The sequence below is a fragment of the Pseudomonas sp. ERMR1:02 genome (assembly GCF_002277815.1).
In the GTDB taxonomy this organism is placed as follows: domain Bacteria; phylum Pseudomonadota; class Gammaproteobacteria; order Pseudomonadales; family Pseudomonadaceae; genus Aquipseudomonas.
Genome location: NZ_NKJI01000016.1, coordinates 45,243 through 62,079, shown reverse-complemented (window position 1 = coordinate 62,079; position 16,837 = coordinate 45,243). Strand labels below are relative to the sequence as shown.

General features: G+C 57.7%; 12 protein-coding genes and 1 pseudogene. 2 read left to right on the top strand and 11 right to left on the bottom strand.

Going from position 1 to position 16,837, the window contains the following annotated elements:
• Positions 1-57: 57 nt before the first annotated feature.
• The 7 genes from lpdA to sdhC all read right to left on the bottom strand — a co-directional run bounded on the left by lpdA (position 58) and on the right by sdhC (position 9,195).
• Positions 58-1,494 (bottom strand): dihydrolipoyl dehydrogenase, encoded by a 1,437-nt coding sequence (gene lpdA / locus CES87_RS23820; RefSeq protein WP_128608022.1) that lies wholly within the window; start codon positions 1,492-1,494, stop codon positions 58-60.
• Positions 1,495-1,597: 103 nt separating this feature from the next.
• Positions 1,598-2,818, bottom strand: coding sequence for a 2-oxoglutarate dehydrogenase complex dihydrolipoyllysine-residue succinyltransferase (odhB, locus tag CES87_RS23815; protein ID WP_128608021.1), 1,221 nt, complete (start codon positions 2,816-2,818; stop codon positions 1,598-1,600).
• A 42-nt stretch (positions 2,819-2,860) separates the two neighbouring features.
• A complete protein-coding gene (locus tag CES87_RS23810) occupies positions 2,861-5,692 on the bottom strand; it encodes a 2-oxoglutarate dehydrogenase E1 component (protein ID WP_128608020.1) in 2,832 nt (943 codons plus the stop codon).
• 262 nt (positions 5,693-5,954) lie between these two features.
• Complete coding sequence (locus tag CES87_RS23805) at positions 5,955-6,659, bottom strand: succinate dehydrogenase iron-sulfur subunit (protein WP_128608019.1); 705 nt, start codon at positions 6,657-6,659, stop codon at positions 5,955-5,957.
• An 11-nt stretch (positions 6,660-6,670) separates the two neighbouring features.
• Positions 6,671-8,443 carry a succinate dehydrogenase flavoprotein subunit gene (gene sdhA / locus CES87_RS23800; RefSeq protein ID WP_128608018.1) on the bottom strand — a complete coding sequence of 591 codons (1,773 nt, stop codon included), beginning with the start codon at positions 8,441-8,443 and terminating at the stop codon, positions 6,671-6,673.
• Between the two features lie 3 nt (positions 8,444-8,446).
• Entirely contained in the window at positions 8,447-8,815 is a 369-nt protein-coding gene (gene sdhD / locus CES87_RS23795) for a succinate dehydrogenase, hydrophobic membrane anchor protein (RefSeq protein WP_128608017.1), read from the bottom strand.
• A complete protein-coding gene (gene sdhC, locus CES87_RS23790) occupies positions 8,809-9,195 on the bottom strand; it encodes a succinate dehydrogenase, cytochrome b556 subunit (RefSeq protein WP_178081472.1) in 387 nt (128 codons plus the stop codon). The genes sdhD and sdhC overlap by 7 nt, the downstream gene beginning before the upstream one ends.
• 349 nt (positions 9,196-9,544) lie before the next feature.
• Between sdhC and gltA the strand changes: the two genes are divergently transcribed.
• Positions 9,545-10,834: a citrate synthase gene (gene gltA / locus CES87_RS23785; RefSeq protein WP_128608016.1), complete on the top strand. Its 1,290-nt coding sequence runs from the start codon at positions 9,545-9,547 to the stop codon at positions 10,832-10,834.
• A gap of 310 nt (positions 10,835-11,144) precedes the next feature.
• Here gltA and CES87_RS23780 read toward each other — a convergent pair.
• From CES87_RS23780 to CES87_RS23770, 3 genes and pseudogenes are all read right to left on the bottom strand, one after another.
• A pseudogene (locus tag CES87_RS23780) lies at positions 11,145-12,802 on the bottom strand (cation acetate symporter).
• Positions 12,799-13,110, bottom strand: a complete 312-nt coding sequence (locus tag CES87_RS23775) for a DUF485 domain-containing protein (RefSeq protein WP_128608015.1) — start codon at positions 13,108-13,110, stop codon at positions 12,799-12,801. The pseudogene CES87_RS23780 and the gene CES87_RS23775 overlap by 4 nt, the downstream one beginning before the upstream one ends.
• Positions 13,111-13,407: 297 nt before the next feature.
• On the bottom strand, positions 13,408-14,253 hold the full coding sequence (locus tag CES87_RS23770; protein ID WP_128608014.1) for a glycine betaine ABC transporter substrate-binding protein: 846 nt from the start codon (positions 14,251-14,253) through the stop codon (positions 13,408-13,410).
• A 301-nt stretch (positions 14,254-14,554) separates the two neighbouring features.
• Between CES87_RS23770 and CES87_RS23760 the strand changes: the two genes are divergently transcribed.
• Positions 14,555-16,150, top strand: coding sequence for a beta (1-6) glucans synthase (locus tag CES87_RS23760; protein WP_128608012.1), 1,596 nt, complete (start codon positions 14,555-14,557; stop codon positions 16,148-16,150).
• A 124-nt stretch (positions 16,151-16,274) separates the two neighbouring features.
• Here CES87_RS23760 and CES87_RS23755 read toward each other — a convergent pair whose 3' ends face one another.
• A complete protein-coding gene (locus tag CES87_RS23755; RefSeq protein WP_128608011.1) occupies positions 16,275-16,643 on the bottom strand; it encodes a hypothetical protein in 369 nt (122 codons plus the stop codon).
• Between the last annotated feature and the right edge of the window lie 194 nt (positions 16,644-16,837).

Genomic DNA, 16,837 nt, shown 5'->3' with positions numbered 1-16,837 from the left:
GGTGAGTCTTGCATGCAAGGCTCACGACGGGCCATTCCGCCGTGGTTTCTTATTGTCTTAACGCTTCTTGCGGTTGGCAATGTGGATGGCGCCGCCATTCACAGCCAAAGCTGCTTCGTGCAAAGCTTCAGACAGGGTCGGATGGGAGAAAACCATCATGCCCAAGTCTTCAGCGCTGGTGCCGAATTCCATACCGATCGCGCCCTGCTGAACCAGTTCTGCAGCACTTGGGCCAATCACGTGGACGCCCAATACGCGGTCTGTCTTGGCATCTGCGATGACCTTGACGAAACCACCGGTATCGTTGGCAGCCATGGCACGGCCAGAGGCTGCGAACGGGAAGGTGCCGACGTTAACTTCTACGCCTTCAGCTTTCAAGGCCTGCTCGGTTTTACCGACCCACGCGATTTCCGGGTGAGTATAAATAACCGAAGGGATCAGATCATAGTTCATCTGAGCCTTGTGGCCCTTGATGCGCTCGACAACCATGATGCCCTCTTCCGACGCCTTGTGCGCCAGCATCATGCCGCGAACCACGTCACCGATGGCGTAAACGCCCGGTACAGCGGTGGCGCAATGGTCGTCGACGTGCACGAAACCGCGCTCGTCCAGAACCACGCCGCAATCAGCAGCCAGCAGATCAGTGGTCACCGGACGGCGACCAACGGCAACGATCAGCTTGTCGAAAGTGATGGTCTGTTCGCCGTTGGCATCGGTGTAGTTCACAACGACTTCGTCGCCGTTCACTTTGGAACCGGTAACGCGAGCACCCAGCTTGATGTCCAGACCCTGTTTGGTCAGGGTTTTCAGCGCTTCCTTGGAAACAGCTGCGTCGGCTGCCATCAGGAATGTGTCCAGGGCTTCCAGGACAGTCACTTCTGCACCCAGACGCGACCACACCGAACCCAGTTCCAGACCGATCACGCCAGCGCCGATCACGCCCAGACGTTTAGGAACGGATTGGAATTCCAGGGCGCCGGTGGAGTCGACGATCACATTCTGGTCGACCGGAGCCGGTGGAATGTCGATCGGGCGCGAACCTGGAGCCAGGATCACGTTTTCGGCTTCGATCACTTCAACCGAACCGTCAGGCTTGGTGACTTCGACTTTCTTGCCGGCCAGCAGTTTGCCGTGGCCCTGGATCGAAGTAACACCGTTAGCCTTGAACAGTGTGGCAACGCCGGAGGTCAGACCTTTGACGATGGTGGCTTTACGACCAACCATTGCCGACACGTCCATGGTCACGCCGGCGTGGTTGATACCGTGAATAGCGAAACCTTCTTTCGCTTCCTTGTATTTCCAGGAGCTGTCCAGCAGCGCCTTGGATGGAATGCAGCCGACGTTCAGGCAAGTGCCGCCAAGGGCCAGTTTGCCCTCGCCATCGGTGTACTTCTCGATGCAGGCAGTCGAAAGACCAAGCTGTGCAGCCTTGATGGCCGCTACGTAGCCACCAGGGCCCGCGCCGATCACTACTACGTCAAATTTCTGAGTCATAAAAGGTTCCCTTTTAGCAACAAGCTACAAGCCGCAAGCTGCAAGCCTGAAACCCACCCGCTCTCGAGCATGGGGCTTTCAGCTTGCAGCCTGCCGCTGCTTTTTAGATATCCAGAAGAAGACGAGCCGGATCTTCCAGCAAGTTCTTGATAGTCACCAGGAAGGTCACAGCTTCTTTGCCATCGATCAGACGGTGATCGTAGGACAGTGCCAGGTACATCATCGGACGGATAACGACCTGGCCGTTGATTGCCATAGGACGCTGGATGATGTTGTGCATGCCCAGAATCGCAGCCTGCGGCGGGTTGACGATCGGAGTCGACATCATCGAACCGAAAGTACCACCGTTGGTGATGGTGAACGTACCGCCGGTCATTTCGTCCATCGACAGTTTGCCGTCACGGGCTTTCTTGCCGAAAGTGGCGATGCCGCCTTCGATCTCAGCCAGGCTCATCAGTTCGGCGTTACGCAGAACTGGCACAACCAGACCGCGGTCGCTGGAAACAGCTACACCGACGTCAGCGTAGCCGTGGTAAACGATGTCTGCGCCGTCGATCGAAGCGTTGACAGCCGGGAAGCGTTTCAGTGCTTCGGTGGCCGCTTTCACGAAGAACGACATGAAGCCCAGGCGCACGCCGTTGTGGGACTTCTCGAACAGATCCTTGTACTTCGAACGCAGAGCCATGACTTCGGTCATGTCGACTTCGTTGAAAGTGGTCAGCATTGCCATGTTCGATTGAGCTTCTACCAGGCGCTTGGCCACGGTAGCGCGAACGCGGGTCATCGGAACGCGCTTCTCGATGCGGTCGCCAGCAGCGAACACCGGAGCAGCAGCGGCAGGTGCAGCGGCCTTGGCAGGGGCGGCAGCCGGAGCGGCTTTCTTGGCGGCAACAGCTGCAACCACGTCTTCCTTGGTCACACGACCACCTTTGCCAGTACCGGCAACGGAAGCAATGTTGATACCGTTTTCTTCAGCCAACTTGCGAGCAGCCGGTGCAGCAACCGGATCGTCTTCGCCTTCGGCGGCAGGGGCAGCAGCTTGAGCAGCGGTGGCCGGAGCAGCAGCGGCTGGAGCGGCAGCAGCGCCGCCCTCAACGATCGAGCCCAGTACTTCGTCGGACAGAACGGTGTCGCCTTCGTTCTTGACGATAGCGCCCAGCACGCCGTCAGCGGTCGCCAACACTTCCAATACGACTTTGTCAGTTTCGATGTCGACGATCAGTTCGTCACGCTTGACGGCGTCGCCCGGCTGTTTGTGCCAGGTGGCAACGGTGCCATCGGCAACCGATTCCGGGAAAGTGGGGGCTTTGATTTCGATAGCCATTATCTGTGGGTCCTTAAATTCGGTTTCTGGTGCGCGAAGGCGTTAAACGGTAAAAGCGTCTTGCAGCAGTTTTTCCTGCTGCTCGGCGTGCATCGATGCGTAACCGCATGCAGGTGCAGCAGAAGCCTCACGGCCCGCGTACTCGAGTACGAGAGACTTGTTGAGATTGCTGATACTGCGACGCATGTGGTGTTGACTGCAGTACCAAGCACCCTGGTTCATCGGCTCTTCCTGGCACCAGACCGCATATTTGGCGTTGGTGTAAGGAGCCAGGACTTCTTTCAAGTCGTCCTCAGGGAATGGGTACAGCTGCTCAAGACGCACGATTGCGATGTCGTCACGGCCTTCGGCACGGCGTTTTTCCAGCAGGTCGTAGTAGACCTTGCCGCTACACAGAACAACGCGCTCGACCTTTTGCGGGTCTTGGGCATCGATTTCCGCAATAACGGTCTGGAACGAACCTTCGGCCAGATCTTCCAGAGTCGAGATTGCCAGTTTGTGACGCAGCAGCGACTTCGGAGTCAGAACGATCAATGGCTTGCGCAGCGGGCGAATCACCTGACGACGCAGCAAATGGTAGATCTGAGCAGGCGTAGTCGGCACGGCTACCTGAATGTTGTGCTCGGCGCACAGCTGCAGGTAACGCTCCAGACGGGCCGAGGAGTGCTCTGGCCCCTGACCTTCATAACCGTGAGGCAGCAGCATGGTCAGACCGCACAGACGGCCCCACTTGTGCTCGCCACTGGTGATGAATTGGTCGATAACCACCTGGGCACCGTTGGCGAAATCGCCGAACTGGGCTTCCCAGATAACCAGCGCTTCAGGCGTGGTGGTCGAGTAGCCGTATTCGAACGCCAGTACGGCTTCTTCGGACAGGAACGAATCGTACATGTCGAAACGTGGCTGGCCGTCGTACAGGTTTTGCAGCGGGATGTAGGTGCCCGCGTCTTTCTGGTTGTGCAACACAGCATGACGGTGCGAGAACGTACCGCGGCCGATGTCCTGACCAGTCATGCGGATCGGGTGACCTTCGAACGCCAGGGTCGCGTACGCCATGGTTTCGGCATAACCCCAGTTGATCGGCAGGCCGCCGGCTTGCATCTTCTGACGGTCTTCGTAGATCTTGGCAACCTGGCGTTGTACGACGAAGCCGTCCGGAATTTCCAGCAGCTTGGCCGACAGTTCCTGCAAGGTTTTCAGGTCGAAGCGCGTGTCGTGCCGTGCAGTCCAGGCGTGGCCCAGATACGGACGCCAGTCCACGAACAACTCTTTGTTCGGCTCTTTGACCAGGCTTTTCACTACGTGCAGACCGTTGTCCAGCGCATTGCGATATTCATCGATCTTCGCCTGAACACGCTCTGCGTCCAGCACACCGCTTTGCGTCAGACGATCGGCATACAGCTCACGGGTAGTGCGCTGCTTGGCGATCTGCTGATACATCAGAGGCTGGGTGCCACTTGGCTCGTCGGCCTCGTTGTGGCCGCGACGACGGTAGCAGAACATGTCGATCACCACATCGCGCTTGAACTGCATGCGGTAGTCGATTGCCAGCTGGGTCACGAACAATACGGCTTCCGGATCATCGCCATTCACATGGAGGATCGGCGCCTGGATCATTTTCGCAACGTCGGTCGCGTACTCGGTGGAGCGAGCGTCCAGCGGATTGCTGATGGTGAAACCGACCTGGTTGTTGATCACGATGTGCACGGTGCCGCCGGTCTTGAAACCGCGGGTCTGCGACATCTGGAAGGTTTCCATGACCACACCCTGACCTGCGACTGCAGCGTCACCGTGGATGGAAATCGGCAGAACCTTTTCACCGGTAGGGTCGTTACGACGATCCTGGCGGGCGCGGACCGAACCCTCGACCACTGGAGAAACGATTTCCAGGTGAGACGGGTTGAAGGCCATGGCCAGGTGAACTTCACCGCCGGTGGTCATGACGTTGGACGAGAAGCCCTGGTGGTATTTAACGTCACCGGAACCCAGCTCGACCTTCTTCTTGCCTTCGAACTCGTCGAACAGATCGCGCGGATTCTTGCCGAAGGTGTTGACCAGTACGTTCAGACGGCCACGGTGGGCCATGCCGATAACGATTTCCTTGGTGCCGTAGGAACCGGAACGCTGGATCAGCTCGTCGAGCATCGGAATCAGGCTCTCGCCGCCTTCCAGACCAAAACGCTTGGTACCCGGATATTTGGTACCCAGGTATTTTTCCAGGCCTTCGCCGGCAGTGACGCGCTCAAGCAGGTGGCCTTTGATGTCCGCGGAATACGTCGGACGGCCACGCACGCTTTCCAGACGCTGCTGAAACCACTGGCGCTGCTCGGAATCGGTGATATGCGTAAATTCAGCGCCGATGGTGCGGCAATATGTCTGCTGCAACGCTTCGTGAATTTCGCGTAGGCTCGCTTCCTCTTTGCCGATGAACAGGTCGCCGGCACGGAAGGTCGTATCAAGATCGGCATTGGTCAAGCCGTAATGATTGATCGACAGGTCTGCAGGTGCAGGACGCTGCCACAGTCCCAGCGGGTCAAGCTGGGCTGCCTGGTGGCCACGCATACGGTAGGCCTGGATCAATCGCAGCACTTCAACTTGCTTCTTCTCGTGCTCACTGCTCACGCTGCCGGCGGAAACCGGTTGAGCGCGGCGCTGGTTCTTTGCCAGCAAGACGAAATGATCGCGAATTGTAGAGTGCGAAACATCGGTGGCAGAGTTGCCGTCAGCAGGCAACTTCTGGAAGTAGGTGCGCCACTCTTCTGGCACAGCGTTAGGGTCGTGCAGGTAGAGCTCGTAGAGCTCTTCCACATAGGCAGCGTTACTACCGGATAGGTAGGCGCTGTTCCACATGCGCTGCATCACGCTTTCTTGCATGCTTGGTCACCCTCGGTTAGGGGAACACCACCGGCGTCGACACCGAGCAAACTTGCAGAAGTCCGAATGCAGCGACTAAAACAAGCCACCTAGGATCACGCTGATAGTCCGGGTACCAGCCCGGATGCCCCTGCTTGTCTCATTTCTTCAAAATAAGAGCCGCAGCTTTATGGGCTGCTGCTCAGGTTAAAACTACGGCGCCGGTTGAAGCCTGCGCCGTAGCATCTACAGGTACAGCAGTCCTACGGGTACAGCAGCTGAATCACACACCGCTCGAAAGCAGCATGTTACGAATGTGACCGATGGCCTTAGTCGGGTTCAGGCCCTTCGGACAAACGTTGACGCAGTTCATGATCCCGCGGCAGCGGAATACGCTGAACGGGTCATCCAGCGAAGCCAGACGCTCGGAGGTCTTGGTATCGCGGCTGTCTGCCAGGAAGCGGTACGCTTGCAGCAGAGCAGCTGGACCCAGGAACTTGTCCGGGTTCCACCAGAAGGACGGGCAAGAGGTCGAGCAGCAAGCGCACAGGATGCACTCGTACAGACCGTCGAGCTTTTCACGCTCTTCCGGGGACTGCAGACGCTCGATGGCCGGAGCCGGCGTGTCGTTCTGCAGGAATGGCTTAACCTTCTCGTATTGCTTGTAGAAGATGCTCATATCGACGACCAGGTCACGGATAACCGGCAAACCTGGCAGAGGACGAACGATCAGCTTGTTACCTTTGACAACGGCAGACAGTGGCGTAACGCACGCCAGGCCGTTCTTGCCGTTGATGTTCATGCCGTCGGAACCGCAAACGCCTTCACGGCAGGAGCGACGATAGGAGAAACCCTCGTCCTGCTCTTTGATCAGCGCGAGCACGTCCAGCACCATCAGGTCTTTACCACCGGTATCAACCTGGAATTCCTGCATGAACGGCGCAGCGTCCTGATCAGGGTTGTAACGATAAACACTGACTTGCAACATGGCGGCCACCCTTAGTAAGTCCGAATCTTGGGTTCAAACGTCGGAACTGTCTTCGGCGAGAAGTTCACGGCACGCTTGGAAACGCGCTTCTCACCCGGGAAGAACAGGGTGTGGCACAGCCAGTTTTCGTCGTCACGGTCTTCGAAGTCTTCACGGGCGTGAGCGCCACGGGACTCTTTACGTACTTCGGCAGCGATGGCAGTAGCTTCAGCCACTTCCAGCAGGTTTTGCAGTTCCAGAGCTTCGATACGCGCAGTGTTGAACGCCTGCGACTTGTCGTTGATCTTGACGTTGGCGATGCGCTTGCGCAGATCAGCCAGCTGGGCAATACCCTTCTGCATGTATTCGCCGGTACGGAATACGCCGAAGTAGTTCTGCATGCAGCTTTGCAGCTCGCGACGCAGGGTTGCCACGTCTTCGCCATCGGTACGCTCGTTCAGAGCGGACAGACGCGACAGGGCCGCATTGATGTCGGCGTCGGTGGCTTCGTCGTATTCGATGCCATCGCTCAGCGCTTTTTCCAGGTGCAGACCAGCCGCACGACCGAAGACCACCAGGTCGAGCAACGAGTTGCCGCCCAGACGGTTTGCACCGTGAACCGATACGCAAGCCACTTCGCCCACCGCGAACAGACCATGAATGATCTCGTCCACGCCTTCGGCGTTCTGGGTGATCGCCTGACCATGAATGTTGGTCGGAACGCCGCCCATCATATAGTGGCAAGTCGGAACAACCGGAACCGGAGCAACAACCGGGTCAACGTGTGCAAAAGTTTTCGACAGTTCGCAGATGCCTGGCAGTCGACTGTGCAGCACTTCTTCGCCCAAATGGTCGAGTTTGAGCATTACGTGGTCGCCATTCGGACCGCAACCGTTGCCGGCAATGATCTCTTTAACCATCGAACGGGCAACAACGTCACGACCCGCCAGGTCTTTGGCGTTCGGAGCATAACGCTCCATGAAACGCTCGCCGTGCTTGTTGATCAGGTATCCACCCTCACCACGGCAACCTTCGGTCACCAGTACACCGGCGCCGGCGATGCCGGTCGGGTGGAACTGCCACATTTCGATGTCTTGTACCGGTACGCCTGCACGCAGAGCCATGCCGACGCCGTCACCGGTGTTGATCAGGGCATTGGTGGTGGAAGCGTAGATACGACCGGCACCACCAGTCGCCAGGACAGTAGCCTTGGCGCGGATATAGCTGGTTTCACCGGTTTCGATGCAGATAGCGATTACGCCGACGAACGCGCCGTCCTGGTTTTTCACCAGATCAACAGCGTAGTACTCGTTCAGGAACACGGTGCCGGCTTTCAGGTTGCCCTGATAAAGGGTATGCAGCAGCGCGTGACCGGTACGGTCGGAAGCGGCGCAAGTACGGGCAGCCTGCCCGCCTTTACCGTAATCCTTCGACTGACCGCCGAATGGACGCTGGTAGATACGACCTTGTTCGGTACGGGAGAACGGCATACCCATGTGGTCCAGCTCGTATACCGCAGCCGGGCCTTCCTGACACATGTATTCGATAGCGTCCTGGTCACCGATATAGTCAGAACCCTTGACGGTATCGTACATGTGCCAGCGCCAGTCATCGTTCGGATCGGCCGACGCGATGGCGCAGGTGATGCCGCCCTGTGCCGACACAGTGTGCGAACGGGTCGGGAACACCTTGGTGATCACGGCGGTCTTGTGGCCGCCTTGCGCCAGTTGCAGCGCAGCGCGCATGCCGGCACCGCCGCCACCAATAATGATGGCGTCGAAAGAAATCGTTGGAATGTTAGCCATGAATCAGATACCCCAGAGAATCTGCACACCCCAGACGAAGTAAGCGAACATCGCAACGCCGCATACTGCCTGGAAAAGGAAACGTACTGCAGTCGCGGACTTGCCCAGCGCCATCGGCGTCAGGTAGTCGGTCGCGATGGTCCACATGCCGACCCAGGCGTGAGCGCCCAGGGCAACGAGGGCCAGCAGACTGAAGATACGCATCCCGTTGTGGGCGAACAGGCCATGCCATTGGACAAAGCCAATGCCCGGATTCGCTGCCAGGTATCCGATCAGGAAGATGAAATAAGCCGCGAGAACAACCGCAGATACACGCTGTGCCATCCAGTCATAGAGGCCCGAACGCGAAAGGTTCGTAACGCTGGTTACCATATCCAAACTCCTGCCAGAACGATCAACACCACGGAAACGGCGATGATAATTTTCGAGCCCAGGCGGCCGCCTTCCAGCGTCTCACCGACTCCCATATCCATGATCAAATGGCGCACACCGGCTACCAGGTGATACAGCAGAGCGGACAGGAGGCCCCATGCTACGAACTTGGCCAGAGGGCTGGTCAAGGTTGCCTTCACGTCGGCAAAGCCTTCCTCGGAACCCAGGGATTTGCCCAATGCATAAAGCATGAAGCCAAGGCCCAGGAAGAGGATGATGCCGGAAACACGGTGAAGAAACGACGTAACGCCGGTGATGGGGAGTTTGATGGTCCTTAGGTCTAGGTTTACAGGTCGTTGGCTTTTCACGGCTTTTTTCACACTGAAGAGCCCCTAACAATCAGGGCAAAGTTGTTGGGGAGTGCACTGGTCAGGTAACCACCACCCAGGGATGCGACCCCCAATAAAGCAGGCCCAAAAGCCCTTGGCGGTCGGTGGCCGAGTATAGACAGTTAGGCTACTAATGACAACGCAAACACCCACCCCAAATGGCGGATTGCACATCTCGTGTAAAAGGCGTAAATGGCAGGCAATTTCGAGAAAAAAGTCGGGTTAAAGCCTTCTGGAGCAGGACTTTAGGCAAATTGACATTCGAATTTATCTCACTATAGTGGTGCGGGCCCTGCGTGGGGGGTCTGTCTGATGATTTCAAGCATAAATAGGAGGCCACATGGCTGACAAAAAAGCGCAGTTGATCATCGAGGGCGCAGCCCCCGTCGAGCTGCCCATTTTAACCGGCACCGTTGGTCCCGACGTTATCGATGTTCGGGGCTTGACGGCCACGGGCCGTTTCACCTTTGACCCTGGTTTCATGTCGACCGCCTCATGCGAGTCGAAGATCACCTATATCGACGGCGACAACGGCATTCTGCTGCACCGCGGCTACCCGATCGAACAGCTGGCTGAAAAGTCGGACTACCTGGAAACCTGCTATCTGCTGCTCAACGGCGAATTGCCGACTGCAGACCAGAAGGCCCAGTTCGTCAGCACCGTCAAGAACCACACCATGGTTCACGAGCAGCTGAAAACCTTCTTCAACGGCTTCCGTCGCGACGCCCACCCGATGGCCGTGATGTGCGGTGTAGTCGGCGCCCTTTCGGCCTTCTACCACGACTCCCTGGACATCAAAAACCCGCAGCATCGCGAAATCTCCGCGATCCGCCTGGTTGCCAAGATGCCGACCCTGGCAGCGATGGTTTACAAGTACTCCATGGGTCAACCCATGATGTACCCGCGCAACGACCTGTCGTATGCGGAAAACTTCCTGCACATGATGTTCAACACCCCGTGCGAGATCAAACCGATCAGCCCGGTGCTCGCCAAGGCCATGGACCGGATCTTCATCCTCCACGCCGACCACGAGCAGAACGCATCGACCTCTACCGTACGCCTGGCAGGTTCTTCGGGTGCCAACCCGTTCGCCTGTATTGCCGCCGGTATCGCCGCACTGTGGGGCCCTGCCCACGGCGGAGCCAACGAAGCAGTGCTGTCCATGCTCGATGAAATCGGCGACGTGTCGAACATCGACAAGTACATCGCCAAGGCCAAGGACAAGAACGATCCGTTCAAGCTGATGGGCTTCGGTCACCGCGTTTACAAAAACCGCGACCCTCGCGCTACCGTCATGAAGCAGACCTGCGACGAAGTGTTGAAGGAACTGGGCATACAGAACGATCCGCAACTCCAACTGGCCATGCGCCTGGAAGAGATCGCCCTGACCGACCCGTACTTCATCGAACGCTCGCTGTACCCGAACGTCGACTTCTACTCGGGGATCATCCTCAAGGCGATCGGCATTCCAACCAGCATGTTCACCGTGATCTTCGCTTTGGCGCGGACCGTCGGCTGGATCTCCCACTGGAAAGAAATGCTCTCCAGCCCGTACAAGATCGGCCGCCCGCGCCAGCTGTACACCGGCTACGAGTCGCGTGACATCACCGAGCTGGAAGACCGCAAATAAGACCTGTCTTGCGATAACGTCTTGAGTTGCACCGGAAACGGCCTCTATTCACATAGAGGCCGTTTTTGTTTGTGTCGTAATTTAAGCCATGCAGTGACCGGACTGACGTCATCGCGGGCAAGCCCGCTCCCACAGTGGCCTGTGGCGGAACACAAATTGTGTGAACAACCAAAATCCCTGTGGGAGCGGGCTTGCCCGCGATGGCTCCTGCAAAAACAGCACAGCCCTTAAAGCCTGCACAAAAAATGCCCCGATCTTTCGACCGGGGCACTTCGTTCAACATCGCTGCTTATATAGAAGCATCAAGCCATCAATGCGAAACCGCCCCACTCGCCCCCAGACCGGTCTGCGAGCGAACGAATTGCGGGAAGAACAGCGCCCGTTCATTGTCCGCCGCAGTCGACTTGTCGGTAATCGAGAAGAACCAGATCCCGACAAACGCAATGATCATCGAGAACAGCGCCGGGTATTCATACGGGAAGATTGCCTTCTCGTGGTGCAGGATCTGCACCCAGATGGTTGGCCCAAGGATCATCAAGCCCACAGCACTCACCAACCCCAACCAGCCGCCGATCATCGCACCGCGGGTGGTCAGCTTTTTCCAGTACATGGAAAGCAGCAGGACCGGGAAGTTGCAGCTCGCCGCGATGGAGAACGCCAGGCCAACCATGAAGGCGATGTTCTGGCTTTCAAACAGGATGCCCAGCGCAATCGCCAGCACCGCCAGCGCGATGGTGGTGATTTTCGAGACGCGGATCTCATCCTTCTCGTTGGCCTTGCCCTTCTTGATCACACTTGCGTACAGGTCGTGAGACACCGCCGATGCACCGGCCAGGGTCAGACCGGCAACCACTGCCAGAATGGTCGCAAACGCAACGGCCGAAATGAAGCCAAGGAAGATACTGCCACCAACCGCATTGGCCAGGTGCACCGCCGCCATGTTGTTGCCGCCAGCAATGCGCCAGCAGCGTCTTTGAAGGCCGGATTGGTGCTGACCAGCAGAATCGCACCGAAGCCGATGATGAAGGTCAGGATGTAGAAGTAACCAATGAAGCCGGTTGCGTACAGCACGCTCTTACGGGCTTCTTTTGCGTCACTCACGGTGAAGAAGCGCATCAGGATATGCGGCAGGCCAGCGGTACCGAACATCAGTGCCAGGCCCAGGGAGAACGCGGAGACCGGATCTTTCACCAGGCCGCCCGGGCTCATGATCGCCTCACCTTTAGGGTGAACCTTGATCGCCTCGGAGAACAGCATATTGAAGTCGAAGTTGACGTGTTTCATCACCATCAACGCCATGAAGGAGGCGCCGGACAGCAGCAACACAGCCTTGATGATCTGCACCCAGGTGGTCGCCAGCATGCCGCCGAACAGCACATACAGGCACATCAGAATGCCGACCAGGATCACCGCAACGTGGTAATCGAGACCGAACAGCAGCTGGATCAGCTTGCCGGCACCGACCATTTGCGCAATCAGGTAGAACGCCACCACCACCAGCGAACCGCACGCGGACAGCGAACGGATCTGGGTTTGCCCCAAGCGATAGGACGCCACGTCGGCAAAGGTGTATTTACCCAGGTTACGCAGGCGCTCGGCGATCAGGAACAGAATGATCGGCCAACCCACCAGGAAGCCGATCGAGTAGATCAGGCCGTCATAGCCGGAGGTGAATACCAGCGCGGAAATACCCAGGAAGGACGCCGCCGACATGTAGTCACCGGCAATCGCCAGACCGTTCTGGAAGCCCGTGATCTTGCCGCCTGCCGCATAGTAATCGGCAGCCGACTTGTTGCGTTTGGAAGCCCAATAGGTAATGCACAGGGTTGCACCGACGAACACCACAAACATCAGAATCGCGGGAACGTTGAGCGGTTGTTTCTGCACAGCGCCAGTCAGGGCATCAGCTGCCCAGGCGCCAGGTGCAAAGGCTGCGATGCTCAAAAGAGCCATTAGACGCCGGATCATTGCTGAGCCTCCTTGAGAATCGCATTGTTCAGGTCGTCGAATTCGCCGTTGGCGCGTCGTACGTAAATACCGGTCAGGACGAACGCCGAAACAATCAGCCCGACGCCAATCGGTATGCCCCAGGTAATCGATGACTCAGGGCTGATTTTCGCCCCCAGTACATGCGGCCCGTAAGCAATCAAAAGGATGAATCCGGAGTAAAGCCCTAGCATGATCGCCGAAAGAATCCAGGCGAATCGTTCCCTCTTGCTAACCAGCTCCTTGAATCGCGGGCTGTTTTGAATCGAGAGGTAAATGCTGTCGTTCATTGTTTTTATCCTCGCAGCACAGATTTAGTTGGAACGGTATCCACTCTATGCGGCTGCGGGGCAGGTTCCAGACGACCTTAGTCTTAGAACCACATGACAAATCTGCCAATTGTAGGAGCGAGCTTGCTCGCGATGGTCTTGAACGATAACGTGCAAAACCAGATACGCCGCGGCGCCCCTAAGTTTTTCGCGAGCAGGCTCGCTCCTACAGTTTTTTGTCCAATGCAGAAATGCAAAGACCCCCAGGGCATTCCTGCCTGGGGGTCTTTGAATACAGACCAGATACTTTGCTTGGTATTACTTGGTCCACTCAGCAACGCGATCCGGGTGTTTGGCGACCCAGTCCTTCGCTGCGGCTTCAGGCTTGGCACCATCCTGAATTGCCAGCATGACTTCGCCGATTTCGTCTTTCGAGGCCCACTGGAAGTTCTTCAGGAACTTGGCCACTTCCGGCGCCTTGGTTGCCAGCTCTTTGCTGCCGATGCTGTTCACGGTTTCAGCCGCGCCATACACGCCTTTCGGGTCGTCAAGGAAACGCAGTTTCCACTTGGCGAACATCCAGTGCGGCACCCAACCGGTCACGGCAATGGATTCGTTTTTCTTCTCGGCACGGGTCAGCTCGGCAATCATGCCGGCGCCGGAACTGGCCTTGTTTTGATACCCAGTCAGGTCGTAGTCCTTGATCGCCTGATCGGTCTTGAGCATCACGCCTGAACCGGCGTCGATGCCGACGATGCGCTTCTTGAAGCTGTCGTCGGTTTTCAGATCTTCGATGGACTTGGCCTTGACGTACTCCGGCACGATCAAGCCGATCTTCGCGTCCTTGAAGTTCGGGCCGTAGTCGACGACTTGATCCTTGTTCTTGGCCCAATAATCGCCATGAGTCACTGGCAACCAAGCGGACAGCATGGCGTCGAGTTTGCCGGTGGCCACGCCCTGCCACATGATCCCGGTAGCGACGGCTTGCAGCTTCACGTCGTAATTGAGTTTCTGCTTGATCACTTCGGCGGCCACGTGGGTGGTCGCGACACTGTCGGACCAGCCGTCAACGTAACCGATGGTCACTTCCTTGGCGTTGGCGAATGTGGAACCCATCGCAAGTACCAGAGCGGCACCTGTGCCTAAAAGTCGTCGCATCTTCATCGTTACTTCCCCGAAAGTGCTGCGCTCGACGGATGCCGAGTCGCGTCAACGTATTGTTATGGTGCACAGCGCCCCCATCACGCCCACCGCAAACTCGATCGATCATCAGCGCGATTTATAAACGAGGGTACTGACGCCCTCGATAATCAACCTGACGCTCGCAGCGACCTGCTCTGCCAGCGACCTCAAGGCATCGAGAAACGACATCAGAACGCCATTAATCCCGCGCCCGACAAACGCATCAGGCAATCCGCCCGAACTTTGCATGTCAAATTTATGCGGGCCACCAAGCACGCGGCAAATGCAGGTAACATGCGCCGCTTTGCTCCCAGACGGCCTGACCATGCCCGTAACCTCGCGCTTTCCTTTTTTTGCTTATCTGTTCGCCTGCCTGCTGGGGCTTTTTGCCTTCGGTGGCTTCTGGTACGGCCTCGGCAAACCGGTGATTCTGCCGGACGCCGCCACCCCGACGCACAAACTGCAGTGCGCTTCCTACACCCCATTCGACAAGGACCAGTCGCCGTTCGATGTGCCGTTCAATTTGCGCCCCGAGCGCATGGACGCCGATCTCGCGTTACTGGCGAAAAATTTTGAATGTATCCGCACCTACTCCATGACCGGCCTTGGCGCCCTGCCCGATCTGGCGCGCAAGCACGGCTTGAAGCTGATGATCGGCGCCTGGGTCAACAGCAACCCGGTGGACACCGAAAAAGAAGTCGACCTGTTGATCGCCTCGGCCAACGCCAACCCGGACGTGGTGACTGCGGTGATCGTCGGCAACGAAACCCTGCTGCGCAAGGAAGTCACCGGCGCGCAGTTGGCCAGGTTGATCACCAAGGTAAAAAGCCACGTCAAACAGCCTGTCACTTATGCCGACGTCTGGGAGTTCTGGCTCAAGCATCCGGAAATCGCCCCGGCCGTGGATTTCCTGACCATCCACTTGCTGCCGTACTGGGAAGATGATCCCTCGAATATCGACGCTGCCCTGCAACATGTGGCTGACGTGCGTCAGGTGTTCGGCAACAAGTTCGCGCCCAAGGACGTGATGATTGGCGAAACCGGTTGGCCGAGCGAAGGCCGCCAGCGTGAAACTGCCTTGCCGAGCCGGGTCAATGAAGCCAAATTCATTCGTGGTTTCGTCGCCATGGCCGAGCAGCACGGCTGGCACTACAACCTGATAGAAGCCTTCGACCAACCGTGGAAACGTGCCAGCGAAGGCGCGGTTGGCGGGTACTGGGGACTGTTCGATGCCGATCGCCAGGACAAGGGCGTGCTGGCCGGACCAGTGTCGAACGTGCCGTACTGGTCGCAGTGGCTGGCAGTGGGCTGCTTGATCTTCCTTGGTACGCTGTTCCTCGGCGGACGCGTGCGCAGCACCCGGGCAGCATTGGTGTTGCCGCTGCTGGGAGCGTTGGCTGCATGTTCGATTGGTGCGTGGGGCGATCTGGCTCGGGTGACCACCCGTTTTGCCAGTGAATGGTTGTGGGTCGCTGTACTGACGGGTTTGAATCTACTGATATTGGCCCACGCGGCGCTGACGTTGAGCCCCCGCACCGGTTGGCGTGGACGGGCATTCAATGCGCTCGAGCGCCGACCAGGCTGGCTGCTGGCAACAACAGGGTTTGCGGCGGCGGTAATGATGTTGGAGCTGGTGTTCGACCCACGTTACCGCAGCTTCCCGAGCGTGGCGTTCATCGTGCCGGCGCTGGTTTACCTTTGCCGCCCGGTGAATGTGCCGCGTCGGGAAATCGCCCTGCTGACCTTCATCATCGGCGCTGGTATTGCGCCGCAGCTGTATCGCGAAGGACTGCAGAACCAGCAGGCCTGGGGTTGGGCGCTGGTGTGTGTGTTGATGGTGGTGGCGTTGTGGCGGAGTTTGCGGATACGCAAGGCATAATCTTCAGCGAACATGATGGCCTCTTCGCGGGCAAGCCCTCTCCCACAGGGTCTTCAGTGAATACAGAAATTTGTATACGACTATGATCCCTGTGGGAGCGTGGCTTGCCCGCGAAGACTGACTATCAGGCGCTACGGGACGCCCTGACCAACCGCAGCCCCGCAATCACCACCGCAAATACCGCCAACGTCGTGTTGTACAACGCCAACGCCGGAAACCCAAACGCCAGCGCCAGCACCGCCAGCCACCAGCCTGCCCGTCCCGGCGTCACGAAGCTGATCACCGCAGCAGCCAAAGCAGCCCAGCCCAATACCCCGAAGTGAATCATCAGGCCCAGATTCGAACGGACCTGACATTCCCAGCGGCTCGCCTCATCCACGCAGATACCCACCCATTGCGCATCTTCCATGAAGCCATAACGCGCGCCATAACTGGCGGCCAGCCATAACGGCAGCAAAACGAGCAGCAGAATCACGGGCAGACGGCGGGACATGAAGTACTCCAATAAGCGAAAACGGCGGCCAGCTTAATCGCCCGGCAGCCTTACGCAAGCGCTAACAACAGTTAACTGGTCATCCGATCGCTGCAAAGTGTATCGTCCAGCTACTATTACTTCGAAATTAGGCCTGTTTGGTGCCGATGCGTGGCACTTTGGCGCAAATCCAGTGGTCATAGCCTGCGAACTTC

Coding starts and splice junctions, on each gene's coding strand:
- CES87_RS23810 (WP_128608020.1), bottom strand. CDS start 5,692: ATGCAAGAAAGCGTGATGCAGCGCATGTGGAACAGCGCCTACCTATCC.
- CES87_RS23805 (WP_128608019.1), bottom strand. CDS start 6,659: ATGTTGCAAGTCAGTGTTTATCGTTACAACCCTGATCAGGACGCTGCG.
- sdhA (WP_128608018.1), bottom strand. CDS start 8,443: ATGGCTAACATTCCAACGATTTCTTTCGACGCCATCATTATTGGTGGC.
- CES87_RS23770 (WP_128608014.1), bottom strand. CDS start 14,253: ATGAAGATGCGACGACTTTTAGGCACAGGTGCCGCTCTGGTACTTGCG.
- gltA (WP_128608016.1), top strand. CDS start 9,545: ATGGCTGACAAAAAAGCGCAGTTGATCATCGAGGGCGCAGCCCCCGTC.
- CES87_RS23775 (WP_128608015.1), bottom strand. CDS start 13,110: ATGAACGACAGCATTTACCTCTCGATTCAAAACAGCCCGCGATTCAAG.
- sdhD (WP_128608017.1), bottom strand. CDS start 8,815: ATGGTAACCAGCGTTACGAACCTTTCGCGTTCGGGCCTCTATGACTGG.
- odhB (WP_128608021.1), bottom strand. CDS start 2,818: ATGGCTATCGAAATCAAAGCCCCCACTTTCCCGGAATCGGTTGCCGAT.
- CES87_RS23755 (WP_128608011.1), bottom strand. CDS start 16,643: ATGTCCCGCCGTCTGCCCGTGATTCTGCTGCTCGTTTTGCTGCCGTTA.
- CES87_RS23760 (WP_128608012.1), top strand. CDS start 14,555: ATGCAGGTAACATGCGCCGCTTTGCTCCCAGACGGCCTGACCATGCCC.
- lpdA (WP_128608022.1), bottom strand. CDS start 1,494: ATGACTCAGAAATTTGACGTAGTAGTGATCGGCGCGGGCCCTGGTGGC.